Origin of the sequence: Herbaspirillum sp. alder98 (genome assembly GCF_020179755.1) — a bacterium.
Lineage (GTDB): Bacteria > Pseudomonadota > Gammaproteobacteria > Burkholderiales > Burkholderiaceae_D > Herbaspirillum.
Genome location: NZ_JAIUCY010000003.1, coordinates 186,320 through 208,368 on the forward strand (window position 1 = coordinate 186,320; position 22,049 = coordinate 208,368).

A 22,049-nucleotide genomic window follows, 5' to 3' on the forward strand; every position below is an offset into this window, starting at 1 on the left:
AACATTCAAAGATTTTCTGCTCCATATCTGAAACATGCCGCAGAAATCCTGAGCAGATCGATTCCTCCTTGAGAATCCGCCGTTCTTTATAAAAGAAGAGCGGAGGATGAAATTCGTCCCTCGTGACGCGAATATCAAAACTATCAATGGATCTTTAAATGCTACTAGCCCTAATAGCAGGTGGAACAACAGCAGGCTTCCTCGCAGGCATGTTCGGCATCGGAGGCGGTGCCATTATCATCCCGGTGCTGATCCATATCTATAAGAATGGGGGCCTGTCGGCGACTGAAGCCATACGACTGGCCTTCGGCACGTCCCTGGCCACCATGGCTTTCACCGGCCTCTCGTCCTTTCTCGGCCACAAGAAACGTGGCAATGTCGACTTCACATGGGTAAGACGCCTGTTCTTCCCGGCCGGGTTGGGCGCCACGCTCGGTGCATTACTGGCGTCCACTATCCCCGGCGAATGGCTGGCGTTTGGCTTGTCCTGCATGCTGGCTTATTTCGGCGCGAAATTGCTGGTGAAGCAGCAGGAAAACGTTTCTGCATCGCCACTCCTCGAACGACTCTCGCAGACTGCCGGCCTGCTCTCGGGCATCGCTTACTCGTTGGCAGGCATGGGAGGCGCGTCTGTCATTACCTTTTACCTGACCAACGTCGGGCTGCCATTGAAAAAGGCAATCGGCACCGCTACTGGCGTTATCTTACCTATCTCGCTAGGTGCAATACTCGGCTTTGGCGTTACCGCTGGCGCTCCTCATGACTGGCGCTGGGGCTATATCGACCTGCATGCGCTGTTAGTGCTGAGCATCTGTGCCGTTATCGCTTCAAGGTTAGGCGTATGCGCCGCGGCATCCCTGCCGGTAGCGAGCTTGCGAACGATCTTTGGCGTCTTCATGCTCAGCCTGTCGATTAAAACCGTCATCGATATCTTCAACTAGCCAATCGATGCGTTTGCCCGAACTAAGCCACCTCCGGAAACGACGTCTTCAACCGATACTGCCGCTGCCGGTAATTTCCTTCCAGGCCGCTGAAGCTGCAGTCGACATCGCTGAACAGACGGCCGATGCGATTCAGGGTCGAACGTTGCGCGTCGGTGTCGATCGACACCAGGCGACGCTTGCTTCTTGCGTAGTAGTCGCAGATATCGATCACCATACAGTGCCCGTAGTCGGCGTTCTTGACGTCGATCAGCAAGGCTTCGGGCTTGGTCAGGCCAAAGGTGGCCGCCAGCTCGACCCGGGCACTGAGAAACGGGTTGGCGTTTCTCAGCTTGTCACTCATCTGCGCCATCGCATCCAGCGCCCAGCTGTTGCCGCCGGACTGCACCGAGAACGGTTCCAGCGCGGCCCTGGCCTCCTGGTGTCCCTGCTCCGCAGCCTTCTGCCACCAGTACAAGGCCCTGACATCGTTGAGCCGGTCGTCGCGGCGATTGCGCCATGAGATCTGGGCGAACTCGAATTGCGCTTCCACCAATCCCATGTCGGCAGCTTTTTCAAGGTACTGCTGGGCGACACTCAGGTTGCGCTGCGAATAGATCGAGCGCGAATAAATCCTGGCCAGCGCGTGCCATGCCAGCGCCGATCCCCCTTCACCGGCCAGGGTCAGCCAGCTCAGTGCTTTCTTGAAATTGGCCAGGCCGTGTTCCATGAACACCCGCTCGCCAGCCCGGTTGATCTTGGCGTGCAGCAGGCCCAGCTCCAGTCGCGCTTCGATGTTACCCACGCGCGCCGCCAATTCCAGGAAACGTCCGATCATCTCGGGATCAGGCGCACTGCCCTGCAACTGCCATTGCGCGTGGCGCAGCAGCAGCGTCGCTTCTTCTGCCGAGAGCAGGATCGCAGCGGTGACGTCGATGTCCCGCTCGATCTGCGCCACGGCAACCGCATTGCGCTCGAGCAGCCTGGCAATCAGCGGGGCTGCATCATGCACGAACGTTTCGTAATCCGACTTCTTCCAGGCCTTGTCCATCAAGGCAAACTGCGCTTGCTCGATACCGGCATGTGCGGCCTCGGTAATCAGACGCTCTTCAAGACTAAGCGCGCCTTGCGTCAATATCAGCTTGAGGTTTCCGCCGACGCCGGTATCGCTGCTATCGGCTTCATCGTCATGGCCATGCTTTTGCATCTGCTGCGCCAGCAGCCATTGCGCGTGGTGGTCATCGTTACTGGCCAGCATGGTCAACGCGCCGATTGCCTTGGCGTGGCTGTTGCCGTCGAATTGCTCGGTGTTGTCCAGCACCAGACGCGCATAGGTCAACCCGGCGCCGGGAACGCCGGCATCGAATGCCTTCTGGTACCACACGGCGGCCTCACGCGGCGACGACAAGCCCTTCACCTGATCGTAGGAGATATTGCGACCGATCATCATCCATGCATCGTCTACGCCCTGCTGGGCCGCGCGTTGCAGCCAATAGAATGCGGTGCCATTGCTTCGCGGCAGTCCGGTCCCGCCATAGAGATATCTGCTTCCCAATGCCAGTTGCGCGGTGGATTCTCCAGCGCGTGCGGCCTTGATAACGGCCAGGTCTTGTCGTGTCGCCATAGTGATTACCTTGTTCCTGCCTGACGGTATGACGTCAAAAACGAATTTGCAAAAATGGAGGCAAAAGGGAGCCCCTCCGGCGCAGATGATTGCGTCGGTTTCTAAATTTCAAGATGTCTCAAAGGACGATGTATGCAGGCGTGTGCCCGCTCTGCGTCATGCTCATCGCCATATGGAATGACGTGAGCTTGATGCTCAATAATCTAACAGTGACGGCGGAGATTAACTGGGGGCGAAATGTACTATTACCACTTCCCTGATACATGTAAAGGCGCGCTGACGGGAGCCTTTCTAGCTATAGATCAAGGCTTGATTCTAGTTGAGTCAACGCATTCAATTAGGCGCGATTCGGGCAATGAACTATTGCGTCAAAAGAAATGATTTAGTTAACTTCTCAAGCAGGGAGAAAACGAAAAAGGGCACTGCATGAAGATCATGCAGTGCCCCTTTCCTACAAGCTAAAACCTATGTCGTAATCGCTACGACATCTGCATTAGAACTTGTGACGGATACCAACAGCCACGGCTGCTTGATTGCCATCGGTACCGGTGCTGTCCGACACGCCGGTGTTGACGATGTCGCTAGCGCGGATGTACGACACGAATGCATACAGGTCGGTACGCTTGGACAGCCAGTAGTCGCTACCCAGGTTGTACGAAGTCTGCTTGCCCTTGCCGCTCACGCCGTCGAACTGGGCGCGGGTGTGATCAACAGCAGCCAGCAGCTTCAGAGATGGAGTCAGCGAGTATGCAGTACCGATTTCATACATGTCGGCCTTGTTCGAACGCGCCAGCAGACGGTTGTTCAGGCTGGTCAGCGAACCGACGCCAGCTGCAGTCAGGTTGGCCTGGGTGTTCAGGTCTTGCTTGACGCGCGACCAGTTACCGTACACGCGTGCTGGGCCGAACTGATACGAAGCCACCAGGTTCCAGCCCTTGTAGGCGCTGCTGCCTTGGTTTGCGGCCAGGGTGTTGGTGGTGACGGTGGTTGCCGTTGCAGGGATCAGGCTGGTGTCGGCTGGCGATGTGCCGTTAGCCTTCGACTGGTAGTAAGTCGCGCCCAGACCCAGCGGGCCGTTTTCGTACTTCAGGCCGGCGCCGAATGCTTGACCAGCCGAAGTCTGACCAGCTTGTTCGCCAAAACCGTACAGCAGGTTACCGGTGAAGCCACCGATGTTGTTGGTGGTGTAGCTGATCGAGTTGTTGGTACGTGTGCCTTGCAGACGGTTCAGGCCCGAACCGGAGTTGCTGATCCAGCCGCCGAAGTCAGCCACGCCAGTGTAGGCGGAGATGGTGTCGGCGAAGTCTGTTTGACGACCGACCAGCACGGTACCGAAGCCACCGGCCAGACCGACCACCGACTTGCGACGGAACAGGTTGGAACCGCTCACGGCGTCGGAACCTTGCAGGGCGCCGGTGTCGTTGTTGAAGCCGGTTTCCAGGTTGAACACTGCGCTCAGGCCACCGCCCAGGTTTTCAACGCCCTTGAAGCCGATGCGCGAACCCTGGATGACGCCCGAATTCAGGCCGAACTTGCTGCCGGTGCCACCATTGGTGGTAGCAACCTTGCTTTGGTAGACAACGCCGGTGTCGATGATACCGTAGATGCTTACGCTGCTTTGTGCTTGAGCAGCGCCTGCGAATGCGCCCAGAACGGCGAGTGCCAGCAAAGATTTTTTCATTTGAAATCCTTCTATAAATAGTCTTGAGGATCCGCACTTTTTGTCGGATGGTCAGACATTAAAGCTTCTGATTCCGTCTGGCTTCAGCTTGGTTTATAGAAGTAATTTTTTAGACGAGATCAAAAAATAGAAATGGCATCTGTTGTATTTTTTTATCGTGATAAATGCCGGATTTCCTTGATGGGTGAGTTTGAATTAGTCGATCGCAAAAATGACATGGACGACGCATCCACACCGCTGCTCGCATCACCGGCCAAGACACGAATAAATAAAAATATCCTGCGCTTGCAACGCCACGGCAAGCGTAGTTGACCAAAGCGATCAGGCGAGCCAACGGCGCACGCAAGCCACCATTGAAAATGAAAATCCGCGATGCGTTCGCATCTCGGAACTTTTAGCCTTTCGCGCAGTCGCGATGCGCGCATTCGATCGAAGACGTTGACGCCCATGCTTGATGTTCTGGCGCGGTTGCGCTGCGAGATCTCGCCCCGGATGACAAAACACGGTGACCGGCGGCACAGACGTGAAAAAGGGCAGCTTGCGCTGCCCTTCTCTTTACTGCCTTTACTGCCTGTACTGCCTGTACTGCCTGACGCAAGATTTACAGCGCCATGTCGGCCGCAGCGTTCGCCTTTGGCTTGCTCATGCTGCCAGCGGCGTTGTTGGCCGGCGCAGCCTTGGGATCGATGACCGGTGGCGGCAATGCCAGTTGCAGCATTTCGCCGGTGTAGGCCCATTCCTTGGCAACCTGGTCAGGATGATCGTTGAGCTTGGTGCCATAGCTGGGCACGATCTGGCGGATCTTGCTCTGCCATTCAGGCGTGGCGACCTTGTCCTTGAAAGCCTTCTCAAGCACCGTCAGCATGATCGGTGCAGCCGTCGAGGCGCCGGGCGATGCGCCCAGCAAGCCGGCGATGCTGCTGTCCTTGGATACCACGATCTCGGTACCCAGCTTTAGCACGCCACCCTTCTGTTCGTCGCGCTTGATGATCTGCACCCGTTGGCCGGCTTGCCACAAGCGCCAGTCTTCCTTCTTGGCATTCGGGAAATATTCCTTCAAGGCCGCAAAACGCTCGTCGTCGGACAACATCAACTGGCCGGCCAGGTATTCCACCAGCGGGTATTCGGCGACGCCCACCTTCACCATCGGCCAGGTGTTATGCGTGGTGGCGGTCGAGAACAGGTCCCAGTGCGAACCCTGCTTCAGGAACTTGGTCGAGAAAGTGGCAAAGGGTCCGAACAGGATTACGCGCTTGCCATCCAGCACGCGGGTATCGAGGTGAGGAACCGACATCGGCGGCGCGCCTACCGATGCCTTGCCGTAGGCCTTGGCCAGGTGACGTTCGGCCACGGCCGGATTGTCGGTGACCAGGAACGAGCCACCGACCGGGAAGCCGGCGTATTCGTTGGCTTCGGGGATGCCCGATTTCTGCAACAGCTTCAATGCACCGCCGCCGGCGCCGATGAAGACGAACTTGGCATCGGTCTGGGTGGTGCTGCCATCCTTGAGGTTCTTGTAGCCGATGCGCCAGCTGCCGTCGGCGTTGCGGGTGATGTCACGCACTTCGCTGGAGAGCTTGAGGGCGATGTTCGAACGGCTCTGCAGGTAAGCGGCGAATTGGCGGGTGATCTCGCCGAAGTTGACGTCGGTGCCCAGCGGTGTCCAGGTTGCGGCCAGCTTTTGCTGGGGATCGCGCCCTTCCATCATCAGTGGCACCCACTTCTTGATCTGCTCGTGGTCTTCCGAATATTGCATGCCGGCAAACAACGGGCTGGCCTTCAGCGCCTGGTAGCGCTTTTTCAGGTAGGTCACATTGTCGTCACCCCAGATGAAGCTCATGTGCGGCGTCGAGTTGATGAACGAACGCGGATTCTTCAACACGCCGTTCTTGACCTGCCACGCCCAAAACTGACGCGAGATCTGGAAAGCTTCGTTGATCTCGATGGCCTTGGCGATCTCGATCTTGCCTTCCTTGTTCTCAGGCGTGTAGTTCAGTTCGGCCAGTGCCGAGTGGCCGGTGCCGGCGTTGTTCCAGCCGTTGGAGCTCTCTTCGGCCACGCCATCGAGGCGCTCGACGATTTCCATCGACCAGTTGGGTTCGAGTTCATTGAGCCAGACCGCCAGGGTCGTGCTCATGATGCCGCCGCCGATCAGCAGGACGTCGACTTTCTTGACGACTGCGCCGTGCGCAGGTGTGAGGACCAGCGAGACCACCAGGCCAAGCAATGCCACAAAGGATTTTTTAAACATTCCGAGATCCATGTTTGATGAAAGAAACGCCCCTGTCTCATCGCCCTGGAGCTGATCCAGCGCGCCCCCCGGGGCCGACCGCTGTTGACGAGACGAAAAGGCTGGCAGTCGGGCGTGAAAGCCACGACGCACAATTGCTGAGACGATGCCTGACGGGTTGTGCTTGCCGGAATCGACCAGTGCCGCAGCTCTCGTCGCGCCGCGACAGCCTTTCGGCTTATCAATGACACAACAAAAACAGGAACCCGGTCGAGCCCGCGAGCTTAGCATTGGCCGGCATTGCTGACGATTGCGGTTATCCCTCATTCACAACGGCCGCCGGTGTGCGCGGCCTGCGTGGCCGCTGCCGCCCAGGTGTAGGGAAATGCCCGATACCTCATCGGGTGCAGCTCGGCCACAATCGCTCCAACCTTCCCAGACAGCACCCAGCACCCGCCGGCGCCCGGCGAGAGGACACCATGATGCAAACCGCAAAACGGCAGGAAAATTTCGCCTCGTATGTCTATCACGACCGCGCCTTCAATTGCGACACGGCAAAGATCCTGCCGGGAGAGTATTACTACACCCACGATGACATGATGATCGTCACGGTGCTGGGGTCCTGCGTTTCGGCTTGCCTGCGTGACCGCGTCACCGGCATCGGCGGCATGAATCACTTCATGCTGCCCGACGGCGGCGGCGAAGCCGACAGCCCGATCTCGGCCTCGATGCGCTACGGCACCTATGCCATGGAAGTGCTGATCAACGACGTGCTGAAGGCCGGCGCCCGGCGCGAAAACCTCGAATGCAAGGTGTTCGGTGGCGGCGCGGTACTGCGCTGCATGAATGCCCTCAACGTGGGTGAACGCAATGCCGCCTTCGTCAAGAGCTTCCTGTCGGCCGAAGGCATCCGGGTGGTGGCCGAAGACCTCAACGACATCTGGCCGCGCAAGGTGCATTTCTTCCCGCGTACCGGCAAGGTGCTGGTGAAGAAACTGAAGAACACCGATGCCGCCCTGGCCAACAGCGAACGCGACTATGCGTCGCGCCTGGCGGCCAAGCCGGTGGGTGGACAGGTCGACCTGTTCTGAACCGGCCGAAAACGAAAAAAGGGGCATCGCGAGATGCCCCTTTTTTACGTTTGAACGATCACGCCTTGAGCTGCGTCAGCCCCTGTGCGGCAATCGCCTTCAACCAGCCCAGCCCGGCCGAGGTGGCGCCGGCCGGATTGTATTCGCAACCGATCCAGCCCTGGTAGCCGAGCGAGTCGATCAGCTTGAGCAGGTAGGGATAGTTCAGTTCGCCCACGTCCGGCTCGTTGCGCTCGGGCACGCCGGCGATCTGGATGTGACCGATGCCGGCCATGTCGCGCTTGAGCTTGACGGCGACATCGCCTTCGACGATCTGGCAGTGGTAGCAGTCGAATTGCACCTTCAGGTTCTCGGCGCCGATCTCGGCACAGATGGCCTGCGCATCGTCCTGGCGATTCAGGAAGAAGCCCGGGATATTGCGGGTGTTGATCGGCTCGATCACCACCGTGATGCCGGCGGCGTCGGCCTGGTGCGCCGCGTACGACAGGTTGTCCAGGTACACCGCGCGATGGCGGGCGCGATCCTGCTCGGGCTTGATCAGGCCAGCCATCACATGCAGCGACTTGTTGCCGATCACGGCCGCATATTGCAGCGCAGTGTCGATGCTGCGCTTGAATTCGTCTTCGCGGCCAGGCAGCGAAGCGATACCGCGCTCACCGGCGGCCCAGTCACCCGGAGGCGCATTGAACAAGGCCTGGGTCAGGCCATTGGCGTCCAGGCGCGACTTGATTTCTTCGGGCTTGTAGTCGTATGGAAACAGGAATTCGACGCCCGGAAAACCGTCTTTCGCGGCAGCGGCGAAACGGTCCAGAAAATCATGTTCGACATACATCATGCTCAGGTTGGCGGCGAAACGCAGCATCGTGCTCTCCTTGGATTGAATCTAAAAGTTTAAAGCCCGCAGGCATTTCGCGTGCGGGCTTTTTTGGTGTTGCAGACTTACTTGTTGACCACTTCCGGCTTGGTCATCAAGGTGGCGATGGCGCCGACGACCAGCATCACTGCCAGCATGTACATGCCGATCGCGTTGCTCTTGGTCAGGTCCTTGAAGTAACCGATCAGGTACGGGCTGACAAAACCGGCCAGGTTGCCGACCGAGTTGATGGCGGCAATACCGACGGCTGCCGCAGCACCCGACAGGAAAGACGTCGGCAGCGACCAGAACAGCGGTGCGCAGGTGAGCACGCCGGCGGCGGCCAGCGACAGCGAAGCGATCGAGATCACGGTGTTGTCGGCAAACACGGCCGCGCCGATGAAGCCCACGCAACCCATCAGGGCCGGCACCACCAGGTGCCAGCGACGCTCGCGCTTCTTGTCCGCGCTGCGGCCGATCAGGTTCATGGCGACGATGGCGCAACCGAACGGAATCGCCGACAGCAAACCGATCTGCAGGTTACCTTGCACGCCGGTAGCCTTGACCAGGGTCGGCATCCACAGCGTCAGGCCGTATTGGCCCATGACGAACGAGAAATAGATCAGGCACATCAGCCAGACGCGCGCGTCCTTGACGATGGCGCCGAAGCTGTGGGCGCTTTCCTTGCCCTTCTGGTCACCGTCGATGTCGTTCTGCAGGACCTTCTTTTCGTCGTCATTGAGCCACTTGGCGCTCTTGACGTCGTTGTCCAGATAGAACAGCGTGACCAGGCCGATCAGCACTGCCGGAATGGCTTCGATGACGAACATCCATTGCCAGCCGTGCATGCCGCTGTCACCGTGGAAGGCGTCCATGATCCAGCCCGACAGCGGGTTGCCCAGGATGCCGGCTACCGGAATACCGGACATGAACACGGCGATCACCTTGGCGCGGCGATGCGACGGGAACCAGTAGGTCAGGTACAGGATGATGCCGGGATAGAAACCGGCTTCGGCCAGGCCCAGCAGGAAACGCAGCACATAGAACTGGGTCGGTGTCTCGATGAACATGAAGCAAGCCGACAGGATGCCCCAGGTGATCATGATGCGGGCGATCCACACGCGCGCGCCGACCTTGTGCATCAGGATGTTGGAAGGCACCTCGAACAGGAAGTAGCCGATGAAGAACAGGCCGGCGCCCAGGCCGAACACGGTTTCCGAAAAGCCCAGGTCGACCGACATCTGCAGCTTGGCGAAGCCGACGTTGACGCGATCCAGATAGGCAATCACGTAACACAGCATCAGGAATGGCATGATGCGCCAGAAGACCTTGCGGTACAGGCCGTCCTTGGCCTGGTCGTTGACGCCGGAAACGGCGCCGTTATTGGTTACGGTGGTCATGCTACGACTTCTCCCTAAGAAGGTTTGGGCCATTTGTGGCGGCCGCTGGTTACTTGGTGCCGGCATCTGCATACAGGCAATTTATGGATTCAACATGAGGCGTCATCGGGTTGCAGACTGCCAACGATGCTGGCGCGCACGCGGGATGACATCCCGGTGTCGACGGCGGAAAAACGATGAACGGCTTTCAAGATTGATCGTCCGGTCTTGTGCCGGCTCTGGTGCTGCGAGACCCGTGGCGCCTACTTACCAGCGCGCCTTGAACGTATCCCGCAGTTCTTGCAAGGCACTCTCTTCGAGGGCGGTTGTGCCGCCTGAGAGATGCCACAACTTGGCGGTTTCCTCGAGCTCTTCGAGCGCGAAGGCTGCCTTCGATACCGAGCTTTCCCACACCACCGGACCGAGTCGTTCCAGCAGCACGCCACGCACCTTGCCGGCCAGGCGACTGACCTGCTCGGCCACCTCGGGCGCACCCGGGCGCGCATAACGGATCAGCGGGATGTGGCCGACCTTCATCACGTAGTACGGCGTGATGGGCGGCAGCACGTCGTCTTCTTTCCAGACGCCCCTGATGCTCAGGTTGACCAGGTAAGACGAATGGGTGTGCACCACCGCATGCATTTCAGGATTGTTGTCGTACACCGCGCGATGCAGCACCAGCGTCTTGGACGGCTTGTCGCCACTGATCCAGTTGCCGCCGGCATCGACCTTGGAGATCGCGGCCGGATCGAGGAAACCGAGGCAGGCATCGGTGGGCGTGATCAGCCAGCCGTCATCGAGACGGGCGCTGATGTTGCCGGCCGAACCGACCGTATAACCGCGATTGAACAGCGATCCGCCAATGCGGCAAATCTCTTCGCGCAGCTTGGCTTCGGCGCTCATGCTGCCTGTCCGTCCAGGTAACGCAGTGCCTTCTCGAAGAAATCGACGCTGCCGAAGTTGCCCGACTTCAGGGCCAGTGCGACCGGCTCGTCATCCAGCGTGGCGGTAGCCGGCACGCCCGGATCGATCTGCGGGCCGATACGCAGCGCGCGCACATCCAGCGCCTGCACCACCGCGCCCGAGGTCTCGCCACCGGCAACCACGAAACGACGCACGCCCCGCTGGCGCAGACCGGCGGCAATCGCTGCCAGCGCCTGTTCGACCAGGTGTCCGGCCTTGGCCACGCCCAGTTCTTTCTGGACCGCCTTGACTTCGTCGGGGGTCGCGGTAGCGTAGATCAGCACCGGCTCGCTGGCGATGCGCTCGTCGGCGAAAGCCAATGCCTGCTGCACCACGTCTTCACCGCGGGCCAGCGCCAGCGGATCGATACGGAACGAGGGATGACGGCTGTTCCATTCGGCCACCTGGGCGTTGGTCGCCTTGGAGGCGCTACCGGCCAGCACCACCGACAGGCCGCCGACCTTGGGCAATTGTGCGGCTTCGCCGACGGCATGCAGCAAGCCGGCGCGACGGAAGTTCTCCGGCAGGCCCAGTGCCACGCCGGAGCCGCCGGTGATCAGCTTCAGTTCGGCGCAGGCTTCGCCCAGCGTGAACAGATCCTTGTCCGACACAGCGTCGGCGATGGCCATCCTGACCCCGGCGGCGCGCAATGCGGCGAAGCTTTCCTGGGTCGCGGCAGCGCCACGCGCGATGGCATCGTAGCGCACCAGGCCGACCTTGGACGGCGTCTGGCGTTGCAGCACGCGCACCAGGTTGGCGTCGGTCATCGGCGTCAGCGGATGATTTTCCATGCCCGATTCATTGAGCAGGCCATCGGCCACGAACAGGTAACCGCGATAGATGGTGCGGCCATTCTCGGGAAAAGCCGGGCAAGCGATGGTGAAGTCCTGGCCCAGTTCCTTCAACAGCGCATCGGTGACCTGGCCGATATTACCGGCGTCGGTCGAATCGAAGGTCGAGCAATACTTGAAGAAGAACTGGGTGCAACCCTGCTGCTGCAGCCAGCGCAGGGCGGCCAGCGATTGCTCGATGGCCTCGGCGGCTGGAATGGTGCGCGACTTCAGGGCAATCACCAGCGCGTCGGCTGCCACAGCAGGGATCTCGGCCGGCACGCCAATGGTCTGGACGGTGCGCATACCGCCGCGCACCAGCATGTTGGCCAGGTCGGTGGCGCCGGTGAAATCATCGGCGATACAACCCAGCAGGGGACGTGATTGGGACATGGTGTACTCCGTTCTGATGGGATGCGACTTACTTGGCCTTGGCCGGCGGCAGGTCGATGCCCGGGAAGATCTTGATCACGGCGGAATCGTCCTCGCCGCCATGGCCGGCGGTGGACGCCATCATGAACATCTGGTGGGCAGCCGCCGACAGCGGCAGCGGGAACTTGCTGCGGCGCGCGGTATCGAGCACCAGACCCAGATCCTTGACGAAGATGTCCACGGCCGACAGCGGGGTGTAGTCGCCGTTGAGGATGTGCGGCACGCGGTTTTCGAACATCCACGAATTGCCGGCACTGTGGGTGATGACGTCGTACAGCGCATCGGCATTGACGCCTTCGCGCAGGCCCAGCGCCATCGCTTCAGCCGAAGCGGCGATGTGCACGCCGGCCAGCAACTGGTTGATGATCTTGACCTTGGAACCGACGCCATGCACGTCGCCCAGGCGATAGACCTTGCCGGCCATGCCCGCGAGCACGTCTTCGATCTTGGCATAGACTTCGGCAGGACCGGAGGTCATCATGGTCATTTCGCCCGATGCGGCGCGCGCAGCGCCACCCGACACCGGGGCATCCAGCAGCAGCAATCCCTTTTCGGCCAGGCGATGGCCCAGGTCGACCGCAAAGTCCGGCGCCACGGTGGCGCTCGAGATCACGACGCTGCCCGGCTTCAAGGTCGACACCACGCCGTTCTCGCCGAACAGGACGGTTTCGGTCTGGGCGGCATTGACCACCAGGGTGATCACCACGTCGACCGCGCTGCCCATGGCAGCCGGGCTGGCGCAGGCGACGCCGCCGGCGGCGGCAAACTTGGCCAGCACTTCCTGGCGCACGTCACAGGCGTGCACGTTGAAACCTGCACGCAACAGCGAATTGGCCACGCCAAAGCCCATTGCACCCAAACCGATCACACCTACGTTTCTGGACATTGCTGTCTCCTTTCGAAGGCGCTGCTGCCGGGATGCGTCCTGATGCTCGCTCCCGCGCAAACTACCGCGCCGGTTGATGATATGGCGTCGTGATGATCACGCCGCCGCTGTGTTCAAAACCAGATGCCAGGCCATGCCTGGCGAATCATTCCTGCTGCCCCTGGCTGAGGCGGCGCGCCGCATTGAACATATGCGTCTGCGCTGCATTGCGCGCGGCCATTTCGTCACCGGCGCGAATGGCCGCCACGATGGCTTCATGCTCTTCGCGCACCTGGCGCGAAAAATCCTCGTAGCGCGCTTCGTTGCCGCGCGTGATCGCCGTGGCCGCTTCCAGGTACTGCGCCAGGAAGTCGAGCGTCTTGATGAAATACGGGTTGCGCGTGGCCTGCGCCAGCGCCTGGTGAAAGGCCACATCGGCCTGCACCCCGTCGCCGCCAGCGGCGACATCCTGACCGATGCGCGCCAGCGCCGAATCGATGGCGACGATATCGTCATCGGTACGACGCTTGGCTGCCTGCGCTGCGACTTCGGCTTCGATGGCGCGCCGCAATTCGACAATCTGCAGCACCGCGTCGGGCGAACTCACTTCGGCATAATCGATGCGCAGCGGCTTGATACCGGCCTGCCCCGTCACGAACACACCACTGCCCTGGCGCGGCTCGACCACGCCTTCATGCCGCAGGCGTGCAATCGCTTCTCGCACTACCGTGCGGCTGACACCGAATTCTTGCGCCAGGACCAGTTCAGTGGGCAGCTTGCTGCCACGGGGAAAAGCACCTTCATCGATCTTTTCCAGCAATTGCCTGGCAACGGTCTCGCTGAGCGCCTGTGCTGGGATCTTCTGAAACATGCTGTCTCGAGTCGTTTTCATCAGGTTATCCGGTCATCATACAAATTAAATTAGAGCCCGGCAATGCGAATTTTTCATATTTACCCGGCAGAAACAGTGGATTATCGGGAGATATGAAAGACGTTAGATACAAATGAAGTGAAACCCGGGATCAATTCCGAAAGATTACTTCAAACCGTATCCGCCTTGCCGTGCATGGAAAGCGGTGACAGACGCCATTTTGCCAGCGCGGGGCGGCTAGCCACTACAATCACGTTTTCCCTGTTGCCGTCAGCCGCCCATGCCTTACGACCTTTCAGACAAACTCGTCATCGCCATTTCCTCGCGCGCCCTGTTCGACCTGGAGACGGAAAACACTATCTACGACGAGCAAGGCGTGGATGCCTATTCGCAATACCAGCGCCTGCACGAAACCGACGCGCTGCAACCGGGCACCGCCTTCCCGCTGGTCAAGGCGCTGCTGCGGCTCAATGACTTGATTCCCGACCGGCGGCTGGTGGAGGTGGTGGTAATCTCGCGCAACACGCCCGATACGGGGCTGCGCGCCTTCAACGCCATCGCCGCCCACAAGCTCGATATCAGCCGCGCGGCCTTCACCGGTGGCGCCGCCACCGCGCCTTACCTGCAAGCGTTCAAGATCGACCTGTTCCTGTCACGCGATACGCGCGACGTGCAGGACGCCATCGACGCCGGCGTGGCCGCCGCCCAGCTCTATACCGCGCCGTTGCAATATAACGCGCCCGAGAAGCAGATCCGCATCGCCTTCGATGGCGATGCCGTGCTGTTCTCGCCCGAGTCCGAACGCATCTTTGCCGAAAAGGGCCTGGAGGCATTTGCCCGGCATGAGCAGCGTCATCGCAACAAAGCCATGAAGGAAGGCCCGTTCGCCAAGCTGCTGCTGGCGCTGTCGGCCATCCAGAAACAGTTTCCGGCCAATGAGTGCCCGGTGCGCATCGCCATCGTCACCGCCCGCAACAGCCCGGCGCACCAGCGCGTCATTCACACTTTGCGCACCTGGAACGTCACGGTCGACGAAGCATTCTTCCTGGGCGGACTGAAAAAGACCGAGGTGCTGCAGGCGTTTGGCGCCCACATGTTCTTCGATGACCAGGAAGGCCATGTCGAGACGGCGGCGGTAGTGGTGCCGTCGGGGCGGGTGCCCTATAAAGGTGGCGCGCTGGCGGCCCCCGCCCGCAAGACCGGCGCCGCCGGACGTCCTTGAATAGAGACTGCCCATGGAAACCGAACTCAAGCTGTTGCTATCCCCGGCGCATGCCCAGGCGTTGCGCCATCACCCGCTGCTGGCGCGTCACGCAGAAGCGCCGCCCCTTACCAAGGACCAGACCGGGGTCTACTTCGATACCCCTGAACTGGAGCTGCGCCAGCACGACGCCGGCTTGCGCGTGCGGCGCACCGGCCAGGAGTACATCCAGACACTGAAGGCCGGCGGTGGCGTGCAAGGCGGCCTGCATCAGCGCAACGAATGGGAGTCGCCGGTGCCGGGCGAACAGCCGGACCTGGCGTTGCTGCGCCAGTTGATGCCGGACGACGCCGCGCTGGCCGCACGCGTACTGACCCCGGATATTGCGGGACGCCTGACGGCCATCTTCGCCACCCGCATCCAGCGCACGATCTGGGACCTGGTCCTGGACGACGGCAGCACGGTCGAATTCGTGCTCGACCAGGGCACGGTCGAACACGCCCAGCGCCAAGTTCCGATCTGCGAGATCGAGCTGGAACTGAAACAGGGCGATCCCCTGGCGCTGTTCGACTTCGCACTGGCGCTGCTGCGCGACATCCCCCTGCGCATCGGCGTGCAGAGCAAGGCTCAGCGAGGCTATGCGCTGTATCACGCGCAACTGCGCCAGCAGCGTGGCGAACCCGCGCTGTCATCGGATTCAAGCAAGGCCAGGCCACTGCATCTGTCGAAGAAAGCGGGATTGGAGCAAGCCTTCGGCGCCATCGTCGGCAATTGCCTGGAGCAGGTCCTGGCCAACGATATCGCCGACGGCGACCCGCAGGATATCGAACGCCTGCACCAGATGCGCGTCGGCGTGCGCAGACTGCGCTCGGGGCTGCGCCTGTTCGATGAAGTGATCGCACTGCCCGAGGCGCTGAGCGACGAGATCGAGTGGCTCTCGGAGAGCATCGGTGCGGCACGCGACTGGGATGTATTGGCCGACTCCACGCTGGCCAGCCTGCCCACCCTGGAGCGCAGCGACGCCATCGACATCGCGGCCCTGCAGGCGGCTGCGCGCAAGCGGGCGCGGGCGCTGCACGCCAGTTCGGCGCAGGCGGTAGCGTCGCCGCGCATGACCGCGCTGGTGTTGCAACTGTCGCGTTGGCTGCTGGCCTCGCAATGGCGTAACGCCATGAGCCAGTCGCAGCGTACCGCGCTCGAACAGCCATTGATGGACTTCGTGCACGACCGTTTGCATCATGACGCGCAACGCCTGCAGAAGCGCGGACGCAAGATGGAAGACGACACCGAGTCCCGGCATCGCACGCGGATCGCGGCCAAGAAGCTGCGTTACGACACCGAGTTCTTCCATGCGGTGCTGGACCAGCGCGACAGCAAGCCTTTCCTCAAGGCGCTGTCGCGACTGCAGGATCAACTGGGCGAGATGAACGACATCGCCGTGGCCGAACGCCTGCTGCAGGAGCTGCGTCGCAGCCATCCGGCATTGGGAAGCGGCGTGGCGTTTGCGCGCGGCCACCTGGCCGCGCAGGCAGCGCACGGCCAGGCCAAGGGACGCAAGTTGTGGAAGAAGTGGAAAGGGCTGATGCTGCCCCGGGTGCTCACTGCAACATGAAGGTCTCGTATTCCAGCAGTTCCAGCTTGCGCGCCAGCAGCAAGGCGCCGGCCAGTACCACCACCAGCACCGCCAGGGCGAAACCGAAACCATAAAAGGTCGGCCCCAGCTGTATCGACAGCCAGGTCAGGGCCACGTTGAGCACGACGAACGTCGCACACAGGCCCAGCACGATGCGACGCTTGTCGAGGTAGAAGAACACGTTGAGTATGCCCAGCAGCACCACCTGCAGGCTGGCCGCGATGACATCGATGTAGAGCAGCGGCAGGTATAGCGTCGAGATGCCCAGCCAGTTCAGGATCGCTTCGCCGGTCACGATCAGCAGCAACGTCGCGATGGCCTGGATCTTGATGATCTCGGACAATCCCAGCCGGATCGTCTGCACCATGCCGTTGCGATGTTTCTCGATGGTTTCGAGCGAAGCGCCGCCGCGCACGGCATCGTAGAAGGCGTCATAGTCCTCGACGAAATCGGTTTCCATGCGCAACAGGAAGATCGCCATGCCGGGGATGATCGCCAAGTACGCCAGGAACACCGGCAGGTCATAGATCACCGAGGCCCGCAGCGGGCCGATGATGGCCTGGCTGGTTTCGGGCGTGAACCAGAACATCGCCTTGTCGATCCAGATCGCCAGGTTGTACAGGAACCCGATCGCCATCAGCGACGGATACAGCCGTTCGCGCTGGAAGAATTCGAAAGAGATGAAGCGGTCCGAGCCGAAGTTACGCAGGATCAGGGCCATCATCGCCATCAACAACACCGCCTGCCCCAGGGCGAAGCCGGCCATCAATCCTTCCAGGCCCCAGCTGCGCAGCGCCAGCGCCGCCAGCACCGTGATGGCATAGCCCAGCGCATAGATCCAGAAGATCGCCTGGTACTGCTTCATGCCCGACAGAAAAATGGTGGCGATCCAGATATTGCACATGATCACGAAACACGCCAGCAGCAGCAGTCGGTACAACAGGCTCTGCTCGGGAAACAGCAGCACCACGCACAACAGGCCCAGCACGCCGCCGGCGGCCGTGACGGCAAACGACACCGAGTGGAAGTTGGGCAGGATGGCATCATGCTGCTTCTCGAACAGCCGGTCGGCCGAGAAGCGCGTGAGCGCCAGCTGGAAGATGCCGGTCAGCACCAGCGACAACGAGATCACATAGGTGATGCTTACCTGGAACTGCACGATCACCTGCTTGGGCACGATCACGGCATAACTCATCACGCCGATGATCAGGATGCCGACGATCGACATGATCCACGGGCCGGAACTGATCAGCGCCGCATACGAATAGGCCTGCATCAGCGACAGCAGGCTGTCGCGCTTCAATATCTTGCGCAGTTCGAATCCGATACCTGCCATGTTCTTCTGTCCTCAGTGTTTCACCGGGCAGCGCAATGCGGCCCGTTCTGGCGTCGCGCCGGGCTGGCCCAATGCGTCCTGGTACAACTGGCGATAGGCGCCGAACATCATGTCCTGCGTGTAATAGCGCTCTACCCGCGCAATCCCCGCCGCTTGCGCGGCATGCCAGCGCACCGGATCGGTCAGCAGGCCCAGCGCCGCATTGGCCAGGGCCTGCGGCTCGGCGATGCCGACCACGTCGCCGGCCGGCCCCAGTGCCTGGTCTTCGTCGGACAGGCCGAAGATCAATTGCCGGCACGATCCGACATCGGTCGCCAGGCCCGGCACGCCGGCGGCAAAGCCTTCGAGCAGCACCAGCGGCAGCGCTTCGCTGATACTCGACAGCACCACCAGGCCGATCTTGGGCATGAGGTCGTCGATCTTCTGGAAGCCCAGGAACTTGACCTTGTCGCTCAGGCCCAGGCCGTCGGCGATGGCATGACACTCCTCGGCATAGGCGCGGTCTTCATCCTCGGGGCCGGCGATCCACGCCTCGGCCTCGGGATAGTGTGTGACCACGGTGCGCATGGCGCGGATGAAGGTCTTGACGTCCTTGATCGGCACCACGCGGCCCAGCAGGCACAGCACCGGCGGGATCTTCTCGGGGCGCTGCGCGCGCAGCTTCGACAAGCGCGGCAGGTCGATGCCATTGGGAATGTTGCGAGTACGCTCGGCCGGCGCGCCGTCATTGATCTGGCGCAGCCGGTTGGTCTCGTAGAGCGCCACGATGTGATTGGACGCCTGGTAGCACAGGCGTCCCAGCGCTTCGAAGAAGCGGATCCACAGGTCGCGGAAGTACGGGATCTGCGAGGCATCCTTTTCGAATACATTGCGGTTGTCGCGGATCCACTCGCTCTGGAACAGGTCGATCTTGCGTTCCTTGGTGTAGATGCCATGCTCGGACAGCAGCAGCGGGCGGCCGGTCTGCATCTTCAGCAGGCTGCCCAGGAAGCCGGCATAACCGGTCGAGATGGTGTGATAGCACCTGGCGGGAATCATGTTGCGCGCGACCCGGGCCAGGGTCCAGATCGGGAGGTGCATGATGCGCACGGTCCAGAAATAATCGACGAACGACGGGTCGCTGCAAAAGGTGCGGTACTGCTCGGCCAGGTAATCCCAGGCTTGCTTGCTGAACAGGAAGGCATCCTGGTCGAGCGCGCGGCCATCGTCCATCATCGGCGTCAGTTCGGCCAGCAAGGCAACCAGTTCCTGGTGCTGGTCGGCGGCATTGGCGCCGGAGCGGCGAAACATCTCGTGCAGCTCGTGCATCCGTTCGAAGGCGCGGGCATCTCCCCGTGATTTCACCACCTTGGACGCCGCCAGGTGTTCATGGATGTAATGCGTCTCCAGGTGCACCACGTTATCGGGCAATGCGTATTTGGGCGAGCCGTAGTCCTGCGGCCGGCTGCCGATGAAGCACAGGCCGAAGCGGATCTCCGGGAAACCCCGGATGATCTGGTTGACCCAGCTCGATACGCCGCCACTGACATAGGGAAAGGTGCCTTCGAGCAGCAGCATGACGTCGCACTCGGTGGCGCGACGCGCATAAGGGTCGACCGCCGTCGGCAGCGTGGTTGATGCTTGATTCATGCAGGGCCTCGTGGGGCGATGTCGGGGTGAGTGGCGTAGGTGCGGCGCCCGTGCCGCCAATAGCGGTGCAGCTGCGGCGTGGACGATACGCTGGGATCGAAGGCCATCTCGATGAAGAGTCGGCGCACCTGTTCGAAATCGCGTTCGATGTAGCTCAGCTCGGCCAGGTAGGGCAACAGGCGGGTACGCGAAAAACCATGCTCATAGGCGTTCTGCAATGCAGCCGCCGCAGCCTGGGCATTGCCGCTCATCAGTTCCAGCCTGACCAGCATGAACTCTAGCCCGGGCTGTTCGCTGTTGATCGCCAGCGAGGCACGTGCGTGCTCGCGCATCTGGTCGCAGGAATACTTGAGCAGGTCGCCCTGCACCAGGTTCTGGTAGATCAGTTCCTGGTAGAGCTCGGCTACCTGCTGGTGCAGCAAGGCGCTGGTGTCGGGGTCGGTCACGCTGCCCAGGTGGGTGCGGATGTCGACGATGCGCTGGGTGATGCGTTTTTCCTTGGCGTCCAGAATGCCGTAGGCCAGCAAGCGCATGTCGTCGGCCGGATCGGCCAACAGGCTGCGCAGTGAGTCGCCACTGCTATGCGTGGGCGTGTTCTGGATCGCCACCAGCGCGTTGAGGCGTTCGTCCAGCGGGGTCGACAGATTGCTCAGCTGGGCGCGCACGCGATTGCCGCGAAAGCCGCTGCCCTCGCGTCGCCGCATGGTGACGAACTCGGGCGAATCGGTGGTATCGAAATGGTCCGCTGCCTCGTCCTTGGGCCACAGTATCCCGACCGTCAACGCCACCACGGTGCACAGCAGGCCCGCCAGCGGCATGAAGAAATTGAACACCAGCAGATAGGCCCGCACCCACTTGCGCGGATGCCGGTAACGTTGCGGCATGAGCAGCGTCAGCGCCAGTGCAAACAGCGCGCTCGAGGCCAGGTGCAACAGCAGGTAGAGCCCGATATCGGCGGCGCCGCGGCCATCCTGCAGCAGCAACGCCAGCGACCCGGCCTCCAGGACGCAACCGACGATGGCGGTGAAGACGGCTTTAATCGGCACAGCGTTCCACCAGTCTTGGCAAGAGCCGCGCAGGTTCGTCCTGGCCCACTGCGGCGGTATGTACTTCGGCGTAATTGGACAGGAACTTGTTGCCGAACTGCGCATGCGACACCGCTTCGATGCGCATCAGGTAGCCGTCCACGGCGGCGCTGCCGGCCAGCGGCAGCAAGGTCATCAATACATTGCGCTCGCCCGCGGTATAGGTCCAGATCACGTCGGCGGCACGCTTCAGGCGGCGAATCTGGTCGAACATGTCGCGCGACGTCTCGTCATTGCCGAACACCAGCGCCACCAGCGACGAGTCGATATCGGTGTTGCGCTTCAAGTGATGCAGGCGCACCAGGTCGACCGCCATTTGCGGCGGGCACGTCGGCAATTGCTGGATGATGGCGCGCGAAGTGGTGCCCATCTCGATGCCGTCGGCGTAGTAGTCGATCAACACCGACATCAATTGCAGCGTGTCTTCATTGAGCGCGACGAACGGCAATTGCTCCACCAGCAGCAGGCCGAACAACTTGCCTTCGAAGTTGAGCAGCGGCGCGCTGAGCAGGTAACGACTCTGGTTGCGCAGGTTCTGGTGCACGCTCTCGGTCTGGATGTGGGCCAGCTTTCCCTGGGCCAGGCTGTATTGCACCAATGGGTCGTCGGGATTGAACGGCTCGGCCTTGCCCACGCTCGCCAGCGGCTGCAACAGCAACTTGCCGTCGGCGTCGCAGGCATGCACCGACGCAATCTCGATCTGGCAGCTCTGCACCAGCACCTGCAGGAAGGCATCGGCTGCCGGCAAGCGGGCCGGGTCGAGCATGGTCTGGGTCAGCGTCAGGGATCGCATGCGGTCCAGCGAGTCGCGCAAGGTCAGCGGCTTGGCCAGCAGGTCCTGCTCCAGCCGTTCATGCGACAGACGCAGCAGGAAGTGATTCTTGGTCAGCATGGTCAGGCGCTCGTCGAGATAGGCATTGATGGCCATCAGGCGGCGACTGCGGGCGTTCCAGACTTCGGCAAACTGGCCGCACAACAGGGTCAGCACCAGGCCGCCCAGGAAATACGATTGCGGAAATGCATCGGCGGCCGATACCGGCCCGTCGCCATGGCCGGCGGAGAGCAACTGCACGTTCATCTGCCATGCCGCCAGCATGGTCACCACCGCAAGCACGCCCAGCGTGGTGCCGTAGCGCATCGCCAATACCGCCGGCACCACCCAGATCCACGGGAACTGGGCCTGCACGCCGAACGGATCGTCCGGCGCCATCCAGCGCGACAGGACCAGCGACGCCAGCACCAGCGCCACGGTCTCGACGGTGCGCCAGAACGCCTTGCGCGGCGAAGCGGTGTCGGTATCGAAACGGGCGAATAGGCGCGACCAGAAATCGCTGCCGCGCCGCATGCGCTGCGCCAGCGGGCGTGCATTGGCGGCCAGCTTGCGCGGGGCCGGCGATTCCGGCTGTTGTTCGCTCTTGCTCACGGG

At 61.4% G+C, this 22,049-nt stretch carries 18 protein-coding genes; 5 read left to right on the forward strand and 13 right to left on the reverse strand.

What is annotated here, in order from left to right; translation table 11 throughout:
• Positions 1 to 158 precede the first annotated feature (158 nt).
• Positions 159 to 941: a sulfite exporter TauE/SafE family protein gene (locus tag LBW87_RS08785; protein ID WP_225201069.1), complete on the forward strand. Its 783-nt coding sequence runs from the start codon at positions 159 to 161 to the stop codon at positions 939 to 941.
• A gap of 22 nt (positions 942 to 963) precedes the next feature.
• Here the strand turns inward: LBW87_RS08785 and LBW87_RS08790 are convergent, their stop codons facing one another.
• Both LBW87_RS08790 and LBW87_RS08795 read right to left on the reverse strand, forming a co-directional pair.
• Positions 964 to 2,544, reverse strand: coding sequence for a tetratricopeptide repeat protein (locus LBW87_RS08790; RefSeq protein WP_225201070.1), 1,581 nt, complete (start codon positions 2,542 to 2,544; stop codon positions 964 to 966).
• A gap of 493 nt (positions 2,545 to 3,037) precedes the next feature.
• The gene (locus LBW87_RS08795) at positions 3,038 to 4,225 is read right to left on the reverse strand and encodes a porin (protein ID WP_225201071.1); all 1,188 of its coding nucleotides are present in this window, start codon (positions 4,223 to 4,225) and stop codon (positions 3,038 to 3,040) included.
• A gap of 132 nt (positions 4,226 to 4,357) precedes the next feature.
• On the opposite strand from LBW87_RS08795, the gene LBW87_RS08800 reads away from it, so the two are divergent.
• Complete coding sequence (locus LBW87_RS08800) at positions 4,358 to 4,537, forward strand: hypothetical protein (RefSeq protein ID WP_225201072.1); 180 nt, start codon at positions 4,358 to 4,360, stop codon at positions 4,535 to 4,537.
• Positions 4,538 to 4,826: 289 nt separating this feature from the next.
• Here LBW87_RS08800 and mqo read toward each other — a convergent pair whose 3' ends face one another.
• Complete coding sequence (mqo, locus tag LBW87_RS08805) at positions 4,827 to 6,476, reverse strand: malate dehydrogenase (quinone) (RefSeq protein WP_225201073.1); 1,650 nt, start codon at positions 6,474 to 6,476, stop codon at positions 4,827 to 4,829.
• 461 nt (positions 6,477 to 6,937) lie between these two features.
• Here mqo and cheD point away from each other — a divergent pair, with 461 nt between their 5' ends.
• A complete protein-coding gene (cheD, locus tag LBW87_RS08810; protein ID WP_225201410.1) occupies positions 6,938 to 7,546 on the forward strand; it encodes a chemoreceptor glutamine deamidase CheD in 609 nt (202 codons plus the stop codon).
• Positions 7,547 to 7,604: 58 nt separating this feature from the next.
• On the opposite strand, the gene otnI is transcribed toward cheD, so the two are convergent.
• From otnI to LBW87_RS08840, 6 genes are all read right to left on the reverse strand, one after another.
• On the reverse strand, positions 7,605 to 8,408 hold the full coding sequence (gene otnI / locus LBW87_RS08815) for a 2-oxo-tetronate isomerase (protein ID WP_225201074.1): 804 nt from the start codon (positions 8,406 to 8,408) through the stop codon (positions 7,605 to 7,607).
• A 77-nt stretch (positions 8,409 to 8,485) separates the two neighbouring features.
• Positions 8,486 to 9,799, reverse strand: coding sequence for an MFS transporter (locus LBW87_RS08820; RefSeq protein WP_225201075.1), 1,314 nt, complete (start codon positions 9,797 to 9,799; stop codon positions 8,486 to 8,488).
• A gap of 246 nt (positions 9,800 to 10,045) precedes the next feature.
• A complete protein-coding gene (locus LBW87_RS08825) occupies positions 10,046 to 10,681 on the reverse strand; it encodes an aldolase (protein WP_225201076.1) in 636 nt (211 codons plus the stop codon).
• Positions 10,678 to 11,964 (reverse strand): 3-oxo-tetronate kinase, encoded by a 1,287-nt coding sequence (gene otnK, locus LBW87_RS08830; protein WP_225201077.1) that lies wholly within the window; start codon positions 11,962 to 11,964, stop codon positions 10,678 to 10,680. Before otnK ends, LBW87_RS08825 begins: the two co-directional genes overlap by 4 nt.
• Positions 11,965 to 11,992: 28 nt before the next feature.
• Complete coding sequence (ltnD, locus tag LBW87_RS08835) at positions 11,993 to 12,970, reverse strand: L-threonate dehydrogenase (protein WP_413927634.1); 978 nt, start codon at positions 12,968 to 12,970, stop codon at positions 11,993 to 11,995.
• Positions 12,971 to 13,034: 64 nt separating this feature from the next.
• Entirely contained in the window at positions 13,035 to 13,739 is a 705-nt protein-coding gene (locus tag LBW87_RS08840) for a FadR/GntR family transcriptional regulator (RefSeq protein WP_225201079.1), read from the reverse strand.
• A 280-nt stretch (positions 13,740 to 14,019) separates the two neighbouring features.
• On the opposite strand from LBW87_RS08840, the gene LBW87_RS08845 reads away from it, so the two are divergent.
• Entirely contained in the window at positions 14,020 to 14,961 is a 942-nt protein-coding gene (locus LBW87_RS08845; protein ID WP_225201080.1) for a 5'-nucleotidase, read from the forward strand.
• 13 nt (positions 14,962 to 14,974) lie between these two features.
• On the forward strand, positions 14,975 to 16,552 hold the full coding sequence (locus LBW87_RS08850; RefSeq protein ID WP_225201081.1) for a CYTH and CHAD domain-containing protein: 1,578 nt from the start codon (positions 14,975 to 14,977) through the stop codon (positions 16,550 to 16,552).
• Here LBW87_RS08850 and pelG read toward each other — a convergent pair.
• From pelG to LBW87_RS08870, 4 genes are read right to left on the reverse strand one after another with little or no spacing between them, the layout of a single operon-like run.
• Positions 16,539 to 17,909, reverse strand: a complete 1,371-nt coding sequence (pelG, locus tag LBW87_RS08855; RefSeq protein ID WP_225201082.1) for an exopolysaccharide Pel transporter PelG — start codon at positions 17,907 to 17,909, stop codon at positions 16,539 to 16,541. The two genes, LBW87_RS08850 and pelG, sit on opposite strands and share 14 nt — an antisense overlap.
• A 12-nt stretch (positions 17,910 to 17,921) precedes the next feature.
• Positions 17,922 to 19,538: a GT4 family glycosyltransferase PelF gene (gene pelF, locus LBW87_RS08860; RefSeq protein WP_413927630.1), complete on the reverse strand. Its 1,617-nt coding sequence runs from the start codon at positions 19,536 to 19,538 to the stop codon at positions 17,922 to 17,924.
• Positions 19,535 to 20,584 carry a hypothetical protein gene (locus LBW87_RS08865; RefSeq protein ID WP_225201083.1) on the reverse strand — a complete coding sequence of 350 codons (1,050 nt, stop codon included), beginning with the start codon at positions 20,582 to 20,584 and terminating at the stop codon, positions 19,535 to 19,537. Before LBW87_RS08865 ends, pelF begins: the two co-directional genes overlap by 4 nt.
• Entirely contained in the window at positions 20,574 to 22,046 is a 1,473-nt protein-coding gene (locus LBW87_RS08870; protein ID WP_225201084.1) for a PelD GGDEF domain-containing protein, read from the reverse strand. Before LBW87_RS08870 ends, LBW87_RS08865 begins: the two co-directional genes overlap by 11 nt.
• Between the last annotated feature and the right edge of the window lie 3 nt (positions 22,047 to 22,049).

Excerpts from the sequence above, each read along its gene's own strand:
- LBW87_RS08825 (WP_225201076.1), bottom strand. The coding sequence starts at position 10,681 with ATGAGCGCCGAAGCCAAGCTGCGCGAAGAGATTTGCCGCATTGGCGGA.
- LBW87_RS08795 (WP_225201071.1), bottom strand. The coding sequence starts at position 4,225 with ATGAAAAAATCTTTGCTGGCACTCGCCGTTCTGGGCGCATTCGCAGGC.
- LBW87_RS08785 (WP_225201069.1), top strand. The coding sequence starts at position 159 with ATGCTACTAGCCCTAATAGCAGGTGGAACAACAGCAGGCTTCCTCGCA.
- LBW87_RS08850 (WP_225201081.1), top strand. The coding sequence starts at position 14,975 with ATGGAAACCGAACTCAAGCTGTTGCTATCCCCGGCGCATGCCCAGGCG.
- pelG (WP_225201082.1), bottom strand. The coding sequence starts at position 17,909 with ATGGCAGGTATCGGATTCGAACTGCGCAAGATATTGAAGCGCGACAGC.
- cheD (WP_225201410.1), top strand. The coding sequence starts at position 6,938 with ATGCAAACCGCAAAACGGCAGGAAAATTTCGCCTCGTATGTCTATCAC.
- otnK (WP_225201077.1), bottom strand. The coding sequence starts at position 11,964 with ATGTCCCAATCACGTCCCCTGCTGGGTTGTATCGCCGATGATTTCACC.
- LBW87_RS08820 (WP_225201075.1), bottom strand. The coding sequence starts at position 9,799 with ATGACCACCGTAACCAATAACGGCGCCGTTTCCGGCGTCAACGACCAG.
- otnI (WP_225201074.1), bottom strand. The coding sequence starts at position 8,408 with ATGCTGCGTTTCGCCGCCAACCTGAGCATGATGTATGTCGAACATGAT.
- LBW87_RS08800 (WP_225201072.1), top strand. The coding sequence starts at position 4,358 with ATGGCATCTGTTGTATTTTTTTATCGTGATAAATGCCGGATTTCCTTG.
- LBW87_RS08790 (WP_225201070.1), bottom strand. The coding sequence starts at position 2,544 with ATGGCGACACGACAAGACCTGGCCGTTATCAAGGCCGCACGCGCTGGA.
- LBW87_RS08840 (WP_225201079.1), bottom strand. The coding sequence starts at position 13,739 with ATGTTTCAGAAGATCCCAGCACAGGCGCTCAGCGAGACCGTTGCCAGG.
- LBW87_RS08845 (WP_225201080.1), top strand. The coding sequence starts at position 14,020 with ATGCCTTACGACCTTTCAGACAAACTCGTCATCGCCATTTCCTCGCGC.
- pelF (WP_413927630.1), bottom strand. The coding sequence starts at position 19,538 with ATGAATCAAGCATCAACCACGCTGCCGACGGCGGTCGACCCTTATGCG.
- mqo (WP_225201073.1), bottom strand. The coding sequence starts at position 6,476 with ATGTTTAAAAAATCCTTTGTGGCATTGCTTGGCCTGGTGGTCTCGCTG.